The sequence below is a fragment of the Bradyrhizobium sp. UFLA06-24 genome (assembly GCF_054967145.1).
This window is the reverse complement of record NZ_JADFUE010000006.1, coordinates 143,451-162,408: the sequence shown is the minus strand read 5'-3', so window position 1 is coordinate 162,408 and position 18,958 is coordinate 143,451. Positions and strand designations below refer to the sequence as shown.

The 18,958-nt window shown below is 64.5% G+C and carries 20 protein-coding genes; 14 read left to right on the top strand and 6 right to left on the bottom strand.

The window, feature by feature from the left end; translation table 11 throughout:
* Positions 1–109 precede the first annotated feature (109 nt).
* Positions 110–1,984 carry a molecular chaperone HtpG gene (gene htpG / locus IF809_RS08140; protein WP_128968552.1) on the top strand — a complete coding sequence of 625 codons (1,875 nt, stop codon included), beginning with the start codon at positions 110–112 and terminating at the stop codon, positions 1,982–1,984.
* Positions 1,985–2,104: 120 nt separating this feature from the next.
* On the opposite strand, the gene IF809_RS08135 is transcribed toward htpG, so the two are convergent.
* Positions 2,105–5,239, bottom strand: a complete 3,135-nt coding sequence (locus tag IF809_RS08135) for an efflux RND transporter permease subunit (RefSeq protein WP_128968551.1) — start codon at positions 5,237–5,239, stop codon at positions 2,105–2,107.
* A gap of 426 nt (positions 5,240–5,665) precedes the next feature.
* Between IF809_RS08135 and IF809_RS08130 the strand changes: the two genes are divergently transcribed.
* On the top strand, positions 5,666–5,944 hold the full coding sequence (locus IF809_RS08130; RefSeq protein ID WP_128968550.1) for a DUF3551 domain-containing protein: 279 nt from the start codon (positions 5,666–5,668) through the stop codon (positions 5,942–5,944).
* A 21-nt stretch (positions 5,945–5,965) separates the two neighbouring features.
* Positions 5,966–6,244, top strand: coding sequence for a DUF3551 domain-containing protein (locus tag IF809_RS08125; RefSeq protein WP_453980731.1), 279 nt, complete (start codon positions 5,966–5,968; stop codon positions 6,242–6,244).
* A gap of 18 nt (positions 6,245–6,262) precedes the next feature.
* On the opposite strand, the gene IF809_RS08120 is transcribed toward IF809_RS08125, so the two are convergent.
* The gene (locus IF809_RS08120) at positions 6,263–7,243 is read right to left on the bottom strand and encodes a Bug family tripartite tricarboxylate transporter substrate binding protein (RefSeq protein ID WP_128968549.1); all 981 of its coding nucleotides are present in this window, start codon (positions 7,241–7,243) and stop codon (positions 6,263–6,265) included.
* A gap of 224 nt (positions 7,244–7,467) precedes the next feature.
* Between IF809_RS08120 and IF809_RS08115 the strand changes: the two genes are divergently transcribed.
* From IF809_RS08115 to IF809_RS08095, 5 genes are all read left to right on the top strand, one after another.
* Entirely contained in the window at positions 7,468–9,282 is a 1,815-nt protein-coding gene (locus IF809_RS08115) for a long-chain-acyl-CoA synthetase (protein ID WP_128968548.1), read from the top strand.
* Between the two features lie 151 nt (positions 9,283–9,433).
* Positions 9,434–9,679 carry an acyl carrier protein gene (locus IF809_RS08110; protein ID WP_462837308.1) on the top strand — a complete coding sequence of 82 codons (246 nt, stop codon included), beginning with the start codon at positions 9,434–9,436 and terminating at the stop codon, positions 9,677–9,679.
* On the top strand, positions 9,666–11,048 hold the full coding sequence (locus IF809_RS08105) for a class I adenylate-forming enzyme family protein (protein WP_462837307.1): 1,383 nt from the start codon (positions 9,666–9,668) through the stop codon (positions 11,046–11,048). Before IF809_RS08110 ends, IF809_RS08105 begins: the two co-directional genes overlap by 14 nt.
* On the top strand, positions 11,041–11,763 hold the full coding sequence (locus IF809_RS08100) for an SDR family NAD(P)-dependent oxidoreductase (protein ID WP_128968546.1): 723 nt from the start codon (positions 11,041–11,043) through the stop codon (positions 11,761–11,763). Before IF809_RS08105 ends, IF809_RS08100 begins: the two co-directional genes overlap by 8 nt.
* A gap of 126 nt (positions 11,764–11,889) precedes the next feature.
* Complete coding sequence (locus IF809_RS08095) at positions 11,890–12,099, top strand: hypothetical protein (RefSeq protein ID WP_128968545.1); 210 nt, start codon at positions 11,890–11,892, stop codon at positions 12,097–12,099.
* A 12-nt stretch (positions 12,100–12,111) separates the two neighbouring features.
* Here the strand turns inward: IF809_RS08095 and IF809_RS08090 are convergent, their stop codons facing one another.
* A complete protein-coding gene (locus IF809_RS08090; RefSeq protein WP_128969492.1) occupies positions 12,112–12,492 on the bottom strand; it encodes a hypothetical protein in 381 nt (126 codons plus the stop codon).
* 223 nt (positions 12,493–12,715) lie between these two features.
* Here IF809_RS08090 and IF809_RS08085 point away from each other — a divergent pair, with 223 nt between their 5' ends.
* The gene (locus IF809_RS08085) at positions 12,716–13,867 is read left to right on the top strand and encodes a DUF3095 domain-containing protein (RefSeq protein ID WP_462837306.1); all 1,152 of its coding nucleotides are present in this window, start codon (positions 12,716–12,718) and stop codon (positions 13,865–13,867) included.
* Here IF809_RS08085 and IF809_RS08080 read toward each other — a convergent pair.
* Together IF809_RS08080 and IF809_RS08075 are read right to left on the bottom strand one after the other, a co-directional pair.
* The gene (locus IF809_RS08080; protein ID WP_164938907.1) at positions 13,864–14,322 is read right to left on the bottom strand and encodes a DUF2147 domain-containing protein; all 459 of its coding nucleotides are present in this window, start codon (positions 14,320–14,322) and stop codon (positions 13,864–13,866) included. The genes IF809_RS08085 and IF809_RS08080 overlap by 4 nt on opposite strands.
* Before the next feature lie 135 nt (positions 14,323–14,457).
* Positions 14,458–14,985 carry a GNAT family N-acetyltransferase gene (locus tag IF809_RS08075; protein ID WP_128968543.1) on the bottom strand — a complete coding sequence of 176 codons (528 nt, stop codon included), beginning with the start codon at positions 14,983–14,985 and terminating at the stop codon, positions 14,458–14,460.
* 236 nt (positions 14,986–15,221) lie between these two features.
* Between IF809_RS08075 and IF809_RS08070 the strand changes: the two genes are divergently transcribed.
* On the top strand, positions 15,222–15,818 hold the full coding sequence (locus IF809_RS08070) for a superoxide dismutase (RefSeq protein ID WP_084808431.1): 597 nt from the start codon (positions 15,222–15,224) through the stop codon (positions 15,816–15,818).
* Positions 15,819–15,822: 4 nt separating this feature from the next.
* Here IF809_RS08070 and IF809_RS08065 read toward each other — a convergent pair whose 3' ends face one another.
* Positions 15,823–16,071: a hypothetical protein gene (locus IF809_RS08065; RefSeq protein WP_462837305.1), complete on the bottom strand. Its 249-nt coding sequence runs from the start codon at positions 16,069–16,071 to the stop codon at positions 15,823–15,825.
* A gap of 97 nt (positions 16,072–16,168) precedes the next feature.
* Between IF809_RS08065 and IF809_RS08060 the strand changes: the two genes are divergently transcribed.
* Genes IF809_RS08060 through IF809_RS08045 form a run of 4 tightly spaced genes read left to right on the top strand, consistent with a single transcriptional unit; the run spans position 16,169 to position 18,902 of the window.
* Positions 16,169–16,405, top strand: a complete 237-nt coding sequence (locus tag IF809_RS08060; protein ID WP_462837304.1) for a hypothetical protein — start codon at positions 16,169–16,171, stop codon at positions 16,403–16,405.
* A 2-nt stretch (positions 16,406–16,407) separates the two neighbouring features.
* On the top strand, positions 16,408–17,160 hold the full coding sequence (locus tag IF809_RS08055) for a metal ABC transporter ATP-binding protein (protein ID WP_462837303.1): 753 nt from the start codon (positions 16,408–16,410) through the stop codon (positions 17,158–17,160).
* Between the two features lie 6 nt (positions 17,161–17,166).
* Positions 17,167–18,036, top strand: a complete 870-nt coding sequence (locus IF809_RS08050) for a metal ABC transporter permease (RefSeq protein ID WP_128968539.1) — start codon at positions 17,167–17,169, stop codon at positions 18,034–18,036.
* Positions 18,037–18,038: 2 nt separating this feature from the next.
* Positions 18,039–18,902, top strand: coding sequence for a metal ABC transporter solute-binding protein, Zn/Mn family (locus tag IF809_RS08045; protein ID WP_453980722.1), 864 nt, complete (start codon positions 18,039–18,041; stop codon positions 18,900–18,902).
* The last annotated feature ends 56 nt before the right edge of the window (positions 18,903–18,958 follow it).

Below are 18,958 nucleotides of genomic sequence, written 5' to 3'. Positions count from 1 at the left end.
GATGCAAATCGCTCCCCTTTCGGGAGGGCGATTTTGCGCGTCCACTTGATCCCCGATCCCATCGCGCTATATCCCGGCTTTCTCCATTTCCGATTGACCGGGTAAACGCATGACGACGTCCGATACGGTTACGCATACGCAGCCTTTTCAGGCCGAGGTTTCCGAGCTGCTGCACCTGATGGTGCACTCGGTCTATTCGGAGACCGATATCTTCCTGCGCGAACTCGTCTCCAACGCCTCGGATGCCTGCGACAAGCTGCGCTATGAGGCGATCGCCAATCCGGCCCTGATGGGCGGGGGCGAAGCGCTCAAGATCCGCATCATCCCGAACAAGACGGCGGGAACGTTGACCATCGCCGACAACGGCATCGGCATGGAGCGGCAGGAGCTGATTGATCATCTCGGCACCATCGCTCGCTCCGGCACCAAGGCTTTCGTATCGAAGCTGAAGGAGGCCAAGGACGGCCTCGGCCTGATCGGCCAGTTCGGCGTTGGCTTCTATTCCGCCTTCATGGTCGCCGAGAAGATCGTCGTGATCAGCCGCCGTGCCGGTGAGAGCGACGTCTGGACCTGGACCTCGTCAGGCGGCTCCGGTTTCGAGATTGCCCGCGCCAGTGATGAGGAAGCGGCGCGCGTGGCACGCGGCACCGAGATCGTGCTGCACCTGAAGGAGGATGCGAAAAAGTATCTCGAAGCCTTCGAGATCGAGCGCATTGTCGGTGCCTATTCCGACAACATCCTCTTTCCCATCGAACTCGTGCCGGAAGAGGGCGAGCCGCGCCAGATCAATTCGGCGAGCGCGCTGTGGCAGCGCCCGAAATCCGAATTGACGGCAGAGGACTACAAGAAGGCCTACCAGCAGATCGCGTCCGCCTTCGACGATCCCGCGATGACGCTGCACTATCGCGCCGAGGGGCGCTACTCCTACGCGGTGCTGCTGTTCGCGCCGTCGACCAAGCCGTTCGACCTTTTCGAGCCCAACCGCAAGGGCCGCGTCAAGCTCTATGTCCGCCGCGTCTTCATCACCGATGATGCCGACCTGCTGCCGGGCTATCTCCGCTTCGTCCGCGGCGTCGTCGACAGCGAGGACCTCCCGCTCAACATCTCGCGCGAGATGCTCCAGAACAATCCGCAACTGGCGCAGATCCGCAAAGCCGTGGCGACCCGCGTCGTCAACGAGCTAGAAAGCCTCGCCGAGAAGGACGCGGAGAACTTCGCCAAGATCTGGGACGCCTTCGGCGCGGTGCTGAAAGAGGGCATCTACGAGGATTTCGAGCGCCGCGAGAAGCTGCTTGCGCTGTCGCGCTTCACCACCACATCAGGTGAGAAGCGCGCGCTCAAGGACGTCGTCGCCGATTTCAAGCCGAACCAGACCGAGATCTATTATCTCGTCGGTGACAGCATCGAGCGGCTGAAGTCCAGCCCGCGGCTGGAAGCAGCGACCGCGCGTGGCATCGAGGTGCTGCTGCTGTCCGACCCGGTCGATGCGTTCTGGACCTCGATGCCGACGGAGTTCGAGGGCAAGCCGCTGAAATCGCTGAGCCAGGGCGATCTCAATCTCGACCTGATACCGCGCATCGACGAGAAGGACGAGGCGAAGAAGGACGAGCCGGCGGCGGACGAGGCTGCGACCATTGCGGTGATCAAGGCGGCGCTCGGTGAGCGCGTCAGCGACGTCAAGGCTTCGACCCGGCTCACCAGCTCCGCCTCCTGCCTCGTCGCCGACAGCCAGGGGCCGAGCCGCGAGCTCGAGCGCATTCTGGCGCAGCAGAACCGCGGCATGCGCACCAAGCCGATCCTGGAGATCAATTTGCGCCACCCCATGGTCACGGCAATCACCAGGGCCCAGGCCGGCTCGAAGACGGTGGACGATCTCAGCCTGCTGCTTCTCGAACAGGCGCAGATCCTGGACGGCGAGCTGCCGGAGGATCCGGCTGCGTTTGCGGCGAGGCTGAACCGGCTGGTGCTGCAGGGGCTGGGTTGAGTTTGCCTCCCCAACGTCATTGCGAGGAGCGCAGCGACGAAGCAATCCAGACGATCTCCACGGAGACAGTCCTGGATTGCTTCGCTGCGCTCGCAATGACGGCGTCCGGGGCCCGCGCCGTTACTCCGCCGCATCCTTCTGCTCTTCGCGCTCTTCCTCCACCTCCGGCTTCCGTTCCATCCATCGTGACAGCGCGTTGGAGAAGCGGTCGAGGTAGAGATAGACGACCGGCGTCGTGAACAAGGTCAGCGCCTGGCTCACGACAAGTCCGCCGACCATGGCGTAGCCGAGCGGCTGGCGGATCTCTGCGCCGGTGCCGTGCCCGAGCATCAGCGGCACGCCGCCGAGCAGGGCCGCCATCGTCGTCATCATGATGGGGCGGAAGCGCAGCAGCGCGGCCTGGCGGATCGATTGCTCCGGCGTCAGACGCTGCTCGCGTTCGGCCGCGATGGCGAAATCCACCATCATGATGCCGTTCTTCTTGACGATGCCGATCAGGAGGATGACCCCGATCAGGGCGATCAGGCTGAAATCGAAGCCGGAGATCATCAGGATCGCAATCGCGCCGACGCCGGCCGACGGCAGCGTGGACAGGATGGTCAGCGGGTGGATGTAGCTTTCGTAAAGCACACCCAGCACCAGATAGACCACGACGAGGGCGGCGAGGATCAGCATCGGCACGGTGCCGAGCGACTGCTGGAACGCCTGCGCGGTCCCCTGGAAGCTCATAGACAGCGTTGGTGGCGCGCCCATCTCGCCGGCCGCGCGCATCACGGCGGCGGTTGCCTGCCCGAGCGCGATGCCCTCGGCGAGGTTGAAGCTGATCGTCACCGCCGGGAACTGGCTCTGGTGCGCGATCGCCAGCGGCCTGACAGGCTCGTTATTCCAGCTGCAGATCACAGAGAGCGGGACCTCGTCGCCCGTCAGCGGCGATTTGACATAGAGCTTGTCGAGCGTCTCGAGCTTGCCTTGCAATGCCGGCGTGATCTCGAGCACCACGTGATAGCTGTTGGTCTGCGTGAAGTATTGCGCCACCTGGCGCTGGCCGAAGGCATCATAGAGCGTATCGTCGATCAGCTGCGGCTGGATACCGTAGCGTGCGGCCGTGTCGCGATTGATCGTGAGCTGCAGCGTCGTGCCCTCGGTCTGCTGGTCCGTGGCGACGTCGCGAAGCTCCGGCAGGCCTTTCATCTCCGTCAGGATCCTCGGCGCCCAGGTGTCCAGCTCGGAAAGATTGGCGTCCTGAAGCGTGAACTCGAACTGGGTGCGGGTCGCGCGGCCGCCGAGCCGCACGTCCTGCGAAGCCTGCATGTAGAGACGTGCGCCCTCGACCTGGGCGAGCTTTGGCCGTAGCCGCGCGATGATCTGTTGCGCATTGGCGTCGCGCTCCCCGATCGGCTTCAGCGTGACGTACATGCGTCCGGAGTTCAGCGCCGTCCCGCCGCCGCCGATGAACATCGCGATGGAATCAACGGCAGGATCAGCTTGTACGATCGCATTGAGCTCCTCCTGCCGTCGCTTCATCTCGGCGAAGGAGATGTCCTGGGGCATCTCCGACACGGCGGTGAGAAAGCCGTTGTCCTGTTGCGGGAAGAAACCTTTTGGGATCAGGATGAACAACAGTGCCGACAGTGCAACGGTGGCGAAGAAGATGAAGAGCGTGACGAGACTATGCCGAAGCGCGAGGTCGAGCCCGCGCTCATAGTCGCCAAGCAGGCGCTCGAACAACCGTTCGCTCCATTGGTAGAAGCGGCCGTGGCGGACTTCGTGGTCGGAGCGCAGGAAACGCGAGGCCATCATCGGCGTCAGGCTCAGCGACACCACGAGCGAGACGAAGATCGCCATCGACAGTGTCACGGCAAATTCACGGAACAGCCGGCCGATGATGCCGCCCATCAGCAGCAGGGGAATCAGCACGGCGACGAGCGAGATGCTGATGGAGACGATGGTGAAGCCGATCTCGGCCGCGCCCTTGTAGGCGGCGGTGACAGGGTTTTCGCCCCGTTCGACATAGCGCGTGATGTTCTCCAGCATCACGATGGCGTCGTCGACCACGAAGCCGACCGCGATGGTCAGCGCCATCAGCGACAGATTGTCCAGGGAGTAGCCGAACACCCACATTAGCGAGCAGGCCCCGAGCAACGCCAGCGGCACCGTGATGCTCGGGATGATCGTGGCCCAGAAGCTGCGCAGGAAGACGAAGATCACCATCACCACCAGCGCAATGGTGATCATGAGCGTGATCTGAACGTCATCGACCGCCGCGCGGATGGTGATGGTGCGGTCGCTGATGATCTTGATGTTGATCGCCGGCGGGATCGCCGCAATCAGCCGCGGCAGCTTCTGCTTGATGCGGTCGACCGTCTCGATGACGTTGGCGCCGGGTTGCTTGAAGATGACCAGGAACACGCCGCGCTTGCCGTCGGCCCAGGCCGCGGTCTTCAAATCCTCCGGTCCCGACACGGCTTTGCCGATGTCGCGAACCCGCAAAGGTGCGCCGCCGCGATAGGCCACGATGACGTCCTGCCACTGGCTCGCCTCGAGCAGCTGGTCGTTGGCGTAGACGGTATAGGCGCGCTTCGCGCCGTCGATACTGCCCTTCGGGCTGTCCGTGGTCGCGATCGCGATCTGGCTGCGTACGTCCTCCAGCGACAGACCCTTGGCGACCAGCTTGGTCGGATCGACCTGGATGCGCACCGAAGGCTTCTGCTGTCCGCCGACGAACACCTGGGCGACGCCGGGGATCTGGCTGATCTGCTGTGCGAGCTGGGCGTCGGTGCGGTCGCTGACGGTGGTCAGCGGCAGCGTATCGGAGGTCGCCGACAGGATCATGATCGGCGAGTCCGCCGGATTGACCTTCCGGTAAGTCGGCGGAGACGGCAGGTTCTTCGGCAGTTGCCCGCTGGCGGCGTTGATCGCAGCCTGCACGTCGTTGGCGGCCGCGTCGATCAGGCGGTTCAGATCGAACTGGAGGGTGATCGAGGCCGAGCCGAGCGAGCTCGTCGAGGTCATCTGCGTGATGCCGGGGATCTGTGCGAGCTGGCGCTCGAGCGGCTGCGCCACGGAGGACGCCATGGTTTCGGGGCTGCCGCCGGGAAGCGAGGCGGAGATCTGGATGGTCGGAAAGTCGACCTGCGGCAGCGGTGCAACCGGCAGCAGAGGATAGGCGACGAGACCTACGAACAGGATGCCGGCCATCAGCAGCGAGGTGCCGATCGGATAGCGGATGAACGGAGACGAGATGCTCTCTTGCATGCCCTGAGACCACAGGCCGCCGACGCATCTTCCTCCACCAACGGCGGAGCCGCGCTCAAGAGCCCGAGCGGCGAATGTGCGTTTCCTTCAGCCCATATTGTTTGTTGATTGCTCCGGAACATCATCGGTCCGGGGCCGGCGCTGTGGTCCGAAGACTAATCCGTTCGCCCGGTCCAGCGAACGGTTTCGTGCGCCCATCGCTTGCGACCTTGGTCGAACGATGGGTGTCGCGAGATATGCGTTCAATGCAGGCCGGGTCCGGTGCGTCTTCGCCGTTTCAGATCGTTACGGCGTTGTGTCCCATCGTTTTTGCTGCGCGTCACAAGCGGGAGAGGTATTAATAGGAACGATCGCTTCTTCCGCGCTGTTGTGCCATATCGAAATGGCATAACGCGTGCTGCTGCTACCGATTCGAGGATATGTCCGATGCGTTTGTCTCTCCTGACCCTTACCGCGATTGCCACGCTGTTCGTCGCGGCAGATGCCGGCGCGCAGACTTATGATCCGCGCTATCCGGTCTGCATGCATGTCTACACGCCCGGCGGTTTCACCGGCGGTGGCGGCGATTATTTCGACTGCTCCTTCACCTCGCTGCCGCAGTGCCGCGCCACCGCTTCGGGCCGCGCCGCGAGCTGCGATCTCAATCCCTACTATGCGTTCGATCAGCCGCCCGTGCCGGCCAAACGTCACAAGAAAGTGCACTGACGGTCTACGATGCGAGTTTCAATGAAGATCACGCGCTTGACCTTCGGCCTGATCGTGACGGCCGGTGCATGGCTTGCAGCCGCTCCGTCGCAGGCCCAGACATTTGACCCAAGCTATCCCGTTTGCATGCACGTCTATACCGGCGCGAGCGGCGGCGGCGGGGAGTGGTATGACTGCTCCTTCACATCGCTGCCGCAGTGCCGTGCGACGGCTGCCGGTCAGGCCGCAACCTGCGACCTCAATCCTTATTACCCGGTCAACCTGCCGCCACCGCGCCCCCGCCATCGGCGAAGCCGCTAATGCCGAGATGGCCGCAAGCTATTCCTTCTTGATTCCGGACAGCTCGACCACTTTGCGCCAGCGCTCGGTTTCGGCGGTGAGCATGCCGCCGAACTCGCCGGCATTGCCGTGCAGCGGGATCGCTCCGAGCTCTGCGATGCGCGCCTTGATCCCGGGATCTGACAAGGCCGTGTCGACCTCGCGATTGAGGAGATCGATGATCTCGCGCGGCGTATCGTAGGGCGCACCGACCCCGTAGAACGAGGATGTCTCGTAGCCGGGCAGCGTGTCCGCGATCGGCGGCACATCAGGCAGGATCTCCGAGCGCTCGCGCGTGGTGATGCCGAGCGCGCGCAGCTTGCCGGCGCGCACCAGCTCGAAGGACGAAGTGACGTTGTCGAACATGCCCTGGATCTGGCCGCTCATCACGTCGGTGAGGCCCGGCGCAGAGCCGCGATACGGCACATGGGTGAACTGCACGCCCGCCATCGATTTGAACAGCTCGCCGGAGAGATGCAGCGAGGTGCCGATGCCGGAAGAGGCGATCGACATCTTGCCGGGATTGGACTTGGCGTAGGCGATGAAGTCGGCGACGCTCTTCACCGGCAGATCGTTGTTGACGACCAGCACCAGCGGAATCCGCGCGACGCCGGCGACCGGCGCGATGCCCTTGGCAAAGTCATAGGGCAGCGCCGGATCGAACGAGGCGTTGATCGCATTTGCGGTCGAGGTCAGCAGCAGCGTGTAGCCGTCCGGCGCGGACGTAATGACCGCCTGCGTGCCGATATTGCTGCCGGCGCCGGGCTTGTTCTCGACCACGAAGGTCTGCCCGAGTCGTTCGGACAGGCGCTGGCAGATCAACCGCGACAGCAGGTCGGTGGCCCCACCGGGCGCATACGGCACCACCCATTTCACGCTGCGCGACGGATAGGACGGGTTGCCGATCGCAAAGGCGCGAGGCGCTGCGAGCGCCGCCGCGGCACATGCTGCGGTCTGAAGGAAATGTCGCCTGGTAATCATCGTGGCCTCCAGTTCATTTCGCGCGAGGCGAGAGGGCCGCATAGCGCGCCCGAATGACTGGAATTGCTATCGCAAGAATTACGCTTGGCCGCACGCCGTTCCCATCGACTTGGTAAAGGATGACTAGAGTTAATCGCGCGCTGATCGGCTTTTACCTTGTCTCTTAACACCTGGGCAGGGCGTGCGGGCTAAGCTGCCGGCACAAGCAGATACCGTCCGAAAGAATGAACCGCATGACCATCGGCGTCATCGAGCAACCCCAAGCCGCGCGCGCACCCTCGGCCTCGAAAATCTGGCTGAAGGCGATCGAATTGACCGCGCGGATCGAGACGCTGCCGGGCCGTCTGTTCGCCGACGTGATCGAGGATTGGGCACGACGCCAGCCCGACCGCCTCGCGCTGGTGATGGATGACGCAACACTCGACTACGAGGGCTTGTCGAAGCGCATCCGCCGCTATGCGCGCTGGGCGCGCTCGGTCGGCCTCGCCAAAGGCGATACCGTCGGCCTGATCATGCCGAACGGCCTGGACTATGTCGCAGCCTGGCTCGGCATCAGCCGCATCGGCGGCGTGGTGGCGTTGATCAATACCAAGCTCGTCGGCAAATCTCTCGCGCATTGTCTCGACGTCGCCAAGCCCTCGCATATCATCGTTGCGCATGAGCTCGCGGCGACGCTGGAGAGCGCAAGGCCGCATCTGAAGACGGAAGCCAAGGTCTGGACTCATGGCGATGCCCGCAGCGAGCGCGCAATCGATGTTGCATTGGCCGCGCTTGATGACGGACCGCTGTCGCCGGACGAGCATGGCGACGTCACCATCGATGATCGCGCGCTGCTGATCTATACCTCGGGTACGACCGGCCTGCCCAAGGCTGCCAGCATCAGCCATCGCCGCATCCTGAACTGGGGGTTCTGGTTCGCCGGCCTTACCGGCGCGACGCCGCAGGATCGGCTGTATGATTGCCTGCCGCTGTTCCACTCGGTCGGCGGCGTCGTTGCCCCGTGCAGCATGCTGGCCGCCGGCGGCGCGGTGGTGATCGCGGGAAAATTCTCGGCCTCGAACTTCTGGTCCGACATCGTGCGCCACGATTGCACGCTGTTCCAGTATATCGGCGAGCTATGCCGCTATCTGCTCAAGGCGCCGCCGTCGGAATACGAGAACCGCCACCAGCTGCGGCTCGCGTGCGGCAACGGTCTGCGCGGCGACATCTGGAAAGACTTTCAGGCGCGCTTCGCCATTCCCCGCATCCTCGAATTCTATGCCGCGACCGAAGGCAATTTCTCGCTGTTCAACGTCGAGGGCCAGCCAGGCGCGATCGGCCGCGTCCCGCCGCTGCTTGCGCATCGCTTTCCTGCGGGCCTCGTCAAGCTCGATCCCGACAGCGGCGCGCCGCTGCGCAATGACGAGGGTTTTTGCATCCCCTGCGCCCGCGGCGAGGCGGGTGAGGCCATCGGCCGCATCGGCAGGGCGGACGAGGGCGGCGGCCGCTTCGAGGGCTATACCGACGCCGGCGAGACGGAGAGGAAGATCCTGCGCGATGTCTTCGCCAAGGGCGATGCCTGGTTCCGCACCGGCGATCTGATGCAGCTCGACGACAAGGGCTTCTTCCATTTCGTCGATCGCATCGGCGATACGTTCCGCTGGAAGGGCGAGAACGTCGCGACGTCGGAGGTCAACGACGCCGTGCGCGATTTCACCGGTGTGGTCGATGCCACCACCTATGGTGTCAGCGTCCCCGGCACTGATGGCCGCGCCGGCATGAGTGCCATCGTCGTCAACGAAGGGTTCGAGATCGCGGGGCTGCCCGCGCATCTCGCGCGACGCCTGCCGGCCTATGCCCATCCGATCTTCATCCGCATCTCGCGCGAGCTGGATGCGACCGAGACGTTCAAGCAGAAGAAGGGCGAGCTCGCGCGGGAAGGTTTTGACCCGGCCGTGGTGACGGATCCGCTGTTCATGCTGGAGCCGAAATCGGGGGCCTATGCCGCACTCGATTCCGGGACATTCGCGCGGATCGCGGACGGCACGATCAGGCTGTAGCCGCAGCAAAATCGGCAGATAGGTCCAATTTTATCTGAATTGTCCAAGAGGCCATTTACTTCTGTCGGGTAAACAGACGGCCATGGGAGGCGGTCATCTCAGAGCCGCCGCAAGACAAACGTTTAATTAACTAAACAAGAGGCGAACAGCCATGTCGGTACGGTCAAAGGTCATCGAAGCGATCAAGCAGATCGCCAAAGAGCAGGACGTCACGCTTCCCGCACTCTCGGATGATCTGTCGCTGCACGAGACGGGCTTCGATTCGCTCGCCTTCGCGATCCTGGTCGCGCGTCTCGAGGACGAGACCGGCGTCGACCCGTTTACCATTTCCGAGGACGCAGCGTTCCCCGCCACCGTGGGCGATTTCGTGCGGGCCTACGAAAATGTCCCCGCGTGAAATCTTTGCGCTCCGCGACCATCTCGGCGCGGAGCTGAAGGGCCGAACGCTGTCGGATGCGTACGATGTCCTGTCGCTCACCGACATCCTGTCGCAGACCGTGCTTGGCGGCCGCCTGCGCGAGCTGTCCGGTCGGGCCGTCCTGCTCAAGCTATCCGACCAGCTCAGGTCTGGCCTCGCCATGATCGAGCTCGACGGCATTGTCCGTCGCATGCTGCTGTGCCCGCCGGACCTCAATCCCGCGCATCTGGACGCGCTGATCGCGGATGCCGGGATCGATGCCGTCGTCACCGACGAGCCCGATCGTTGGTCTGGGACCGGCATGTCGCTGGTCGTCACCGCGCAATTGCCGTTTCAGGCCACCGCGCCCGCCAGGACCGAACGCGCGACCGAATGGCTGATGCTCACCTCGGGCACGTCGGGCGTGCCCAAGATCGTCGGCCATACGCTGGAGGCGCTCACCGGCGCCATCGTCGCCGAAGGCCCATCGAAGGGCCCTGCGCCGGTCTGGGCCACGTTCTATGACATCAGGCGCTATGGCGGCTTGCAGATCTTCCTCCGTGCCATCCTCTCCGGCGGCTCCATGGTGCTGTCGGACCCGCATGAGGCCCTTGCCGATCACGTCGCGCGGCTGAACGCGCGCGGTGTCTCCCACATCTCCGGTACGCCCTCGCACTGGCGCAAGCTGTTGATGAGCGGATCGGCCGCGCGGTTTGCCCCGCGCTATGTCCGTCTCTCCGGCGAGATCGCCGACCAGGCGGTGCTCGACGGCCTGAAGGCGGCATTCCCAAATTCCTCCGTCGGCCATGCCTATGCCTCGACCGAGGCCGGTGTCGGCTTCGCGGTCAATGACGGGCTGGAGGGTTTTCCGGCCGACTATCTCGGCAACCGCAATGGGGTCGAGATGAAGGTCGTCGACGGCTCGCTGCGGATTCGCTCGACGCGCACCGCGCATGCCTATATCGGCCGTAACGCGGCTGCGCTCGCCGATGACGATGGCTTCGTCGACAGCGGCGATATCGTCGAATTGCGCGGTGACCGCTACTATTTCGTCGGCCGTCGCGGCGGCATCATCAATATCGGCGGGCTGAAGGTCCACCCTGAAGAGATCGAGGCGGCGATCAACCGTCATCCTGATGTGCGGATGTCGCGAGCGAAATCGCGGCGCAGTCCGATCACCGGCGGCATCGTCGTCGCCGACGTCGTTCTCGCCGACGGCACCGACCAGGCGCGCGCGAAGGAGATCCGCGACCAGATCCTGGAGCAGTGCCGCGCCCAGCTCGCCTCTCACAAGGTGCCGGCGGTGATCCGCTTCGTCGAGGCGCTCGACGTCACCCCGGCCGGCAAATTGGCGCGCACCGATGCATAATGTTCTCGTCACCGGCGGCAGCCGCGGTATTGGCCTTGCGATCGGCAGGCGCCTCGCGGGCGCCGGCTTCAACGTGATTGCCGCGGCCCGGCGCGAGAGCGAGGAGCTCAAGGCGGCGATTGCCGTCTCCGACGGACGCCTGCATTTCCGCGCCTGCGATCTCGCCGTGATCGACGCGATCCCGGCTTTCGCGAAGCTCGTGCGCGACGAGTTCGGGCCGATCTACGGCCTCGTCAACAATGCAGGCCTCGGCACCGAAGGCCTGCTCGCGACCATGCACAATTCGGAGATCGAGGCACTGGTGCAGCTCAACGTGCTGTCGCCGATCATCCTCACCAAATATGTGGCGCGGCAGATGATGGCGGACGGCGCCGGCCGCATCATCAACATCTCCTCCATCATTGCGACCACCGGCTATAACGGGCTGTCCGTCTACGGCGCGACGAAGGCGGCCGCGACCGGCTTCACCCGTTCGCTCGCGCGCGAGGTCGGCAAGCTCGGCATCACCGTGAACGCGATCGCGCCTGGTTTCATCGACACCGAGCTGACGAACACTCTCTCCGAGGAGGGGCGCAAGCGCATCGCCGGTCGCAGCGCGCTGCGCCGTCTGCCGGAGACCGACGACGTCGCGCGCATGGTGGAATATCTGCTCGGCGAGGGCGGCCGCAACATCACTGGCACCGTGTTCACGGTCGACGCGGGGAATACGGCCTAAGCGGAACTCGACCGCTGCGATTAAGTTGATCCGGCTCAATGGCATTCCACCGGATTTGGTCGTAGCATGTCCCGCAATCGGTTGGGTTACGTCAATCGATCTGCCCTAATCGAGAGGGAGCAGTCAATGGCCAGTTCAAGCATGACCGCTTCAAACCAGGGCCGCACGGGCCAGTCCCCCACAAGGTCCGGCGACGTCAACTGCCGGCCGATGTCGCATCAGAACTCCGGTGATCACGGCCACGAAATGTATCCGCAGCAATTCGTCCGGCTGGTGGGCTGTCACGACGTGCCGATGGCGATGCTGCGCAAGCGCCAGGACGAAAAGCTGCATTAGCGATATCGGCGTTCAAGTCCGGGGCGGCTTCGGCAGGTCGATCCGCTCGTGCGAGAATTCCGGCGGCCCTTCGGTGAGGCGGCGGATCCGTCGTTCGCGTTCCTCCGCGGGCAGGGCCGGATCGAGCAGCAGGTCGATCTGATGCGCCGCGATCTCTTCGATTCTGGCGGCGTCCGAGACCGTCGTGTGTGCAGGCGCGGGAGCGATTTTCAGGCCGAGCTCGACCAGCTTGCAGATCGCATCTGATCGTGACAGCTGGTGGGCCTCGGCCCAGGCATCGACCGTTGCCGTCAGTCCTTCCGGCATCTTCACCGCGCTGATCGCGTCAAGCCCCGTACGCCGGCGTACGGGAGCGGTCGGGTCCCTCTTGCCGATGTCAGACACGCCGATGATCCCAAGCAATATTTCAGATAGTGAACCGTAAGCGCAATCGGCAGCCGGCTGTTTGATGCCGATCAATGACGAGCTGCGGCATTGCGGCGCGGCGCGACCTTGTTGTCCGGCTCCGTTTCAGCCAATGATCGGAACTTCGAAAGGGGCATGGCAGCCGGCGAACCCGGACCGGTCCTGCCCCGTATCTCGCTCAAACGCGGTTCGAGCCATCCGGCACCACCCGATGACACCAGACGATTCCTTCTACGGCAGCATCCCCGTCTTCCGCGGCTTCACCAGCCTGATGGATCCGGTGCTCTATTCACCGCTGCCTGATGATTGGTCCATCGGCGTCGCCGACATCGTCGATTCCACCAAGGCGATCGCGGCGCAGCGCTACAAGGCGGTGAACATGGCCGGCGCCGCCGTCATCGCGGCGGTGACGAATGCGCTGGAGGGACGCGAATTTCCCTTCGTGTTCGGCGGCGACGGCGCGAGCTTTGCGGTCGCGCCTGGCGATCTCGACGCTGCGCGCGAAGCGCTCGCCGCGACCGCGACCTGGGTGCGGGAGGATCTCGATCTGAAAATGCGCGTGGCGCTGGTGCCGGTGAGCGCCATCCGTGCGCAGGGGCTGGACGTGCGCGTCGCGCGCTTCGGCCCATCGGCCAATCTGTCCTATGCGATGTTCTCCGGCGGCGGGCTCGCCTACGCCGATGCCGCGATGAAGCGCGGCGAATTCGCCGTTGCCGAGGCGCCGTCGGGGGCGCAGCCCGATCTCTCGGGCCTGTCCTGCCGCTTCGAGGTGATGCCGGCCTCGCGCGGACTGATCCTGTCGGTGCTGGTGATGCCGGCCGCCGGCGCCGATCCGCTCGCGTTCCGCAAGGTCATCGAGGACATCATCCACCTCGTCGAGCGCAGCCCGGATGCGGGGCGGCCCGTGCCGCCGCAGGGGCCGCCGCTGAAATGGCCGCCCCAGGGATTGGATTACGAAGCCCGCACCAGGCGCGGTGGCCCACTGCTCACGCGTCGCGCCGGTGTGCTGGCCTATACGTTCTTCGTCTATCTGCTGATGCGCTTCGACATCAAGGTCGGGGGCTTCCTGCCAAAAGTCTACAAGCGCCAGGTGGTCGAGAACTCCGACTTCCGCAAGTATGACGACGGCCTGCGCATGATTCTCGACTGCACGCCGGAGCTCGAGAGCGCCTTGAGCGATCGTCTGGCGGGCGCTGCCCGCGATGGCATCGTCCGCTACGGGCTTTATCGGCAGGATGCCGCGATGATGACCTGCTTCACGCCTTCGGCGCTGCGCAGCGACCACGTGCACTTCATCGATGGCGCGCGCGGCGGGTACGCCGCGGCGGCGACCGCCTTGAAGGCGATGGTGGCCGGGCGTTAGTGTCTCGCGCGCGTCCAGGTTTCGCCGCCGCAGAGCGCGCCGACGCAGCCTTCGACCCGCAGCGTCTCGGCGCCCGTCACCGTGACGTTGCTCGCATAGGTGCTGCCGTCATCGGCGTTGTAGATCTGGCCGGACCATTTGTTCGGGCCCGCAGGCTGCATGCCGGAGAACAGCGGCAAGCCGATCATCGGACGCTTGGCGAGCGCGGGATTGGGATTCTTGCTGTCGGTCGCCGGCTGGCCGGTCGCGGTGTCGTAGGGCTGCTTCAACCAGACGATGACGCCGCAGATGCCGCCGCTGCATTTGCTGATCTTGACGCGCGCATCGCCAGCCTGGGTCAGCCAGGTCCCGCTGGCGTCAGCGCTCTGCGCATGCGCGGCCGTCGTGCCGGACAGCGCGGCCAGGAGGACGGACACAATGCTGAATCGTTTGAAAATGGCGAATCGTTTGAACATGGAGACAGCCCCGAAAAAGATGGCGCCTCCATAGCAGCCCAGCAGGATAGTGCAACGCTGAAGAGAATCACATTCCAAAGCTTATCCGCCTGCGTGCATTTGCCTCGGTGGCCGGCGCAATGACGCGCGCGAAGCTCACCACGGCAGACCGCACAGATCGATGGTGCCGAGCGTCGGCGCACGGACGACGTTGAAGACGTAAGGCGCCATGTAATCGAAGCGAATCCGCCCCTCCGGCTGCTCGCAATAGACTTCGCCATTGAAGGGCAGCCAGCTGCGGCTCTGGTAGAACGCGAAATTGTGCGGCTCGCAGAACAGGATCGCAAAGCGAACCGCCTCGTTGGCGCGCATCGTGTGCACGGCGGCGTCGATCGCCATGGTCGCATAGCCGCGGTTGCGGCGGTCTTCGCGCGTGCAGACGCCGCCGATGCCGCCGACATGCAGCTTCTGTCCATTCCAGGTGATGGTGCGAAAATAGATGCCGACATGGCAGACGAGGCCATCCTCCGGCGTCTCGATCAGCACGCGCAGATCGGCATTGGCCCATTTGACGTGAGCCCACGGCTTGCCCGCGATCATGTCCGGGCCCCAGACCGCCTGATGGAGCGGCTCAGCGATCCGCCACGAGGCGTCGCCGTTGAGGATGTCGATCTCGATGCTCATGGCTTCTACCTTGCGGCCCCGGCTGCGTGGTGCATCCGTTCTGCCATAACCGCTTCAAAGGCAATGATATTTTGCAGCACATCAGGGTGAACATGGTTGCCTGCGGCGAATTTGTGCAATCAATCCACGCGATCGCATCGCGCCTTTTCGCAAATTGACGGTATTTTGCGGCGCCGGAACCTTCTATAAGGGGTGACCGTTAAGCCCCGTTCCCCACCAGTTGCGGACAAGAACCCATGACCTTTACGCTGCCCCCACTCCCTTACGCCTATGATGCCCTCGGCCAGTTCATGTCGAAGGAAACCCTGGAATTCCATCACGACAAGCATCATCAGGCTTACGTCACCAACGGCAACAACGCGCTCAAGGGCACCGAATGGGAAGGCAAGTCCCTTGAGGAGATCGTCAAGGGCTCGTTCGGCAAGAACCCCGCCGTGTTCAACAATGCCGGCCAGCACTACAACCACATCCATTTCTGGAGCTGGATGAAGCCCAATGGCGGCGGCACCAAGCTGCCGGGCAAGCTCGAGAAGAAGATCAACGAGGACCTCGGCGGCTTCGAGAAGTTCAAGACCGATTTCCAGGCGGCCGGCGTCGGTCAGTTCGGCTCCGGCTGGTGCTGGCTCCAGGTCAAGAACGGCAAGCTCGAGATCTCCAAGACCCCCAACGGCGAGAATCCGCTGGTGCACGGCGCCACCCCGATCCTCGGCTGCGACGTCTGGGAGCACTCCTACTACATCGACTATCGCAACCGCCGTCCCGACTATCTCAAGGCGTTCGTCGAGAACCTCGTGAACTGGGAATACGTCGAGTCCCTGTTCGAGAAGGCCTGAGCGCTCACCCGGTCATTCCGGGGCGGCGCGTCAGCGCCGAGCCCGGAATCCATCGGGCGCCAGTCTGCGTTGACAAATGGATTCCGGGCTCGCGCTTCGCGCGCCCCGGAATGACAACAAGGCGGTCGCTCACGCGGCCGCCTTTTTTTGCTGCGCGGAATTTCAAAACTTCATTGATGCAGTGGGCCGGCAGGGGGCGGTTCACCTCTCCCCAGCGGGGAGAGGTCGATTTGCCCCCGGCGATGCGAAGCATGGTCCGGCGCAAGTCGGGTGAGGGGGCGCTCCCTCACACGGAGACTCCCCTGAGCCGGCCGTGGACAGACGTAATGTTATAATATAACGTCTTTGGCATGGTTCCCGCCGCGTCCCATACCCATCATCCCGGCCATGCTCATGGCCATTCCCACCTCGATGGGCATTCGCACGGGCACGACCATACCCATGCCCATGTCCACGATGCGGCTTCGCCACATCCGGCCCAGGACGCGCCCTGGTCGATCCTGCGGATGACCATGGCCGGGCGCCTCGCGGCCGCATTGGCCGTCTGCGCCGTGCTCTGGGGCATCGTCTTCCTGGCGATGAGGTGAGCATGGCCCAAGTCGCATTCCGCAACGTCACGCTCGGCTATGACCGCCATCCGGCCGTGCACCATCTCAACGGCGAGGTCGCATCAGGCGCGCTGGTCGCGGTGATCGGCCCCAACGGCGCCGGCAAGTCGACGCTGCTGCGCGGCATCGTCGGCATCCTCAAGCCGCTCGACGGCAGCATCCATCTCGGGGGGCTCGACAGCAGGGACATCGCCTACCTGCCGCAGAGCGCCGAGATCGACCGCAGCTTTCCGATCTCGGTCTTCGATTTCGTCGGCACCGGGCTGTGGCGCGACGCCGGCCTGTTCGGCGGCATCGGCAAGGCGGCGCGGGACAAGATCCTCCGGGCGATTGCGTCCGTGGGGCTCAACGGTTTCGAGAACCGGTCGATCGGCACGCTGTCGGGTGGGCAGATGCAGCGCGTGCTGTTTGCACGCGTGCTGCTCCAGGATGCGCGCCTGATCGTGCTTGACGAGCCCTTCAACGCCATCGACAGCAAGACCACGGCCGATTTGCTCGCGCTGGTGAAGCGCTGGCACGGCGAGGGCCGCACCGTGTTCGCGGCGCTGCACGACATGGAGATGGTGCGCAACCATTTCACCGAGACACTGGTGCTGGCGCGCGGCCCTGTGGCCTGGGGGCCGACGGCGGAGGTGCTGACGCCGGAAAATCTCATGGTGGCGATGCGGATGTGCGAGGCCTTCGACGACAGCGCCGCGGCCTGCGCCGATGATGCCCACTCGCGGGCGGCTTGATCTCAGATGATCTATGACGCGCTGATCGGCCCGTTCACCGAATTCGAGTTCATGCGGCGGGCGCTGGCCGCCATCGTCGCGCTGTCGCTGGCGGGCGCACCGATCGGCGTGTTCCTGATGCTGCGGCGGATGAGCCTCGTCGGCGACGCCATGGCGCATGCGATCCTGCCTGGCGCGGCCGTCGGCTTCCTGCTCTCCGGCCTCAACCTGTTCGCGATGACCGCAGGCGGGTTGATCGCCGGCTTCGCGGTCGCGATCCTTGCCGGCGTGGTCGCCCGCTCGACCGGGCTGAAGGAGGACGCCTCGCTCGCGACCTTCTATCTGGCCTCGCTGGCGCTCGGCGTCAGCATCGTCTCGATCAAGGGCACCAACATCGACCTCTTGCACGTGCTGTTCGGCAACATCCTGGCGATGGACGACCAGACGTTGCTGGTGGTCGCCTTCAACGCGACGGTGACGCTGTTGGTGCTCGCGGTGATCTATCGTCCCCTGGTGATCGAGAGCGTCGATCCGTTGTTCTTGCGGACCGTCAGCCGCGCCGGCGGCCCCGCGCATCTCGCCTTCCTCGCGCTGGTGGTCGTCAACCTGGTCAACGGGTTTCAGGCGCTCGGCACGCTGCTGGCGGTGGGCTTGATGATCCTGCCGGCCGGCATCGCGCGGTTCTGGTCGCGCGACCTGACGATGATGATCTGCATCGCGGTCGTCGCTGCCGCCGTCTCGGGCTATGCCGGCCTCGTGCTGTCGTTCCAGACCCGCGTGCCCTCGGGCCCCGCCATCATCCTCGTGGCTGCCGCGCTCTATGTCGTTTCGGTCCTGTTCGGCAGCGTCGGCGGACTGGTTCGCCAGATGTTTCCCGGCCGGCACCTGGAAGCGTGACGATGCGCATCCTTCTGCTCCTTGCTTCGCTGCTGATCGCCTCGCCGCTGCACGCAGCCGAGCGGCTCGACGTCGTCGCGAGCTTCTCGATCCTCGGCGATTTCGTCCGCAATGTCGGTGGTGAGCGGGTCAGCGTAACGACGCTGGTCGGCGCCGACAGCGATGTCCATGTCTACACGCCGGCGCCAGGCGATGCGAAGCGTATCGCGGCGGCGAAGCTCGTCATCGTCAACGGACTCGGCCTCGAGGGCTGGCTGCCGCGTCTGGTGCAATCCTCCGGCAGCAAGGCGCAAGTGGTCACCGCCAGCGCCGGCATCACGCCGCTGCAGCTCGGCTCGGCGGCCGATCCGCATGCCTGGCAATCCGTGCCCAATGCCAAGGTCTACGTGACTGATATCGCCAACGCGCTCGCCGCTGCCGCCCCTGGAGATGGGGAATTCTTCCGTGCCCAGGCCAAGGCCTATCTGGAAAAGCTCGACACGCTCGACCGCGAGGTCCGCGAGGCCGTGGCCAGGATCCCGCCGGAGCGGCGCAAGGTGATCTCGACCCATGACGCCTTCGGCTATTTCGCCGCCGAATACGGCATCCAGTTCATCGCTCCCCTCGGGGTCTCCACGGAAACCGAGCCCAGCGCGCGGGACATCGCTGGTATCATCGGCCAGATCAGGGCCCAAAAAATCCCCGCCGTGTTCCTGGAAAATATCAGCGATGACCGCCTGATCCGGCGGATCGCGGCCGAGACCGGCGCCAAGGTCGGCGGGACCCTGATTTCGGACGGTTTGACCGGCGAAAAGGGGCCTGCACCCACTTACATTGATATGGTCAGGCACAATATAAAGGCCCTGACCAGCGCGCTTGACCATTAGGGCAGGGGCCACCCCATCGGGGCGACCCCGTCAGTGTCGCGCGACAGCCTTATGTC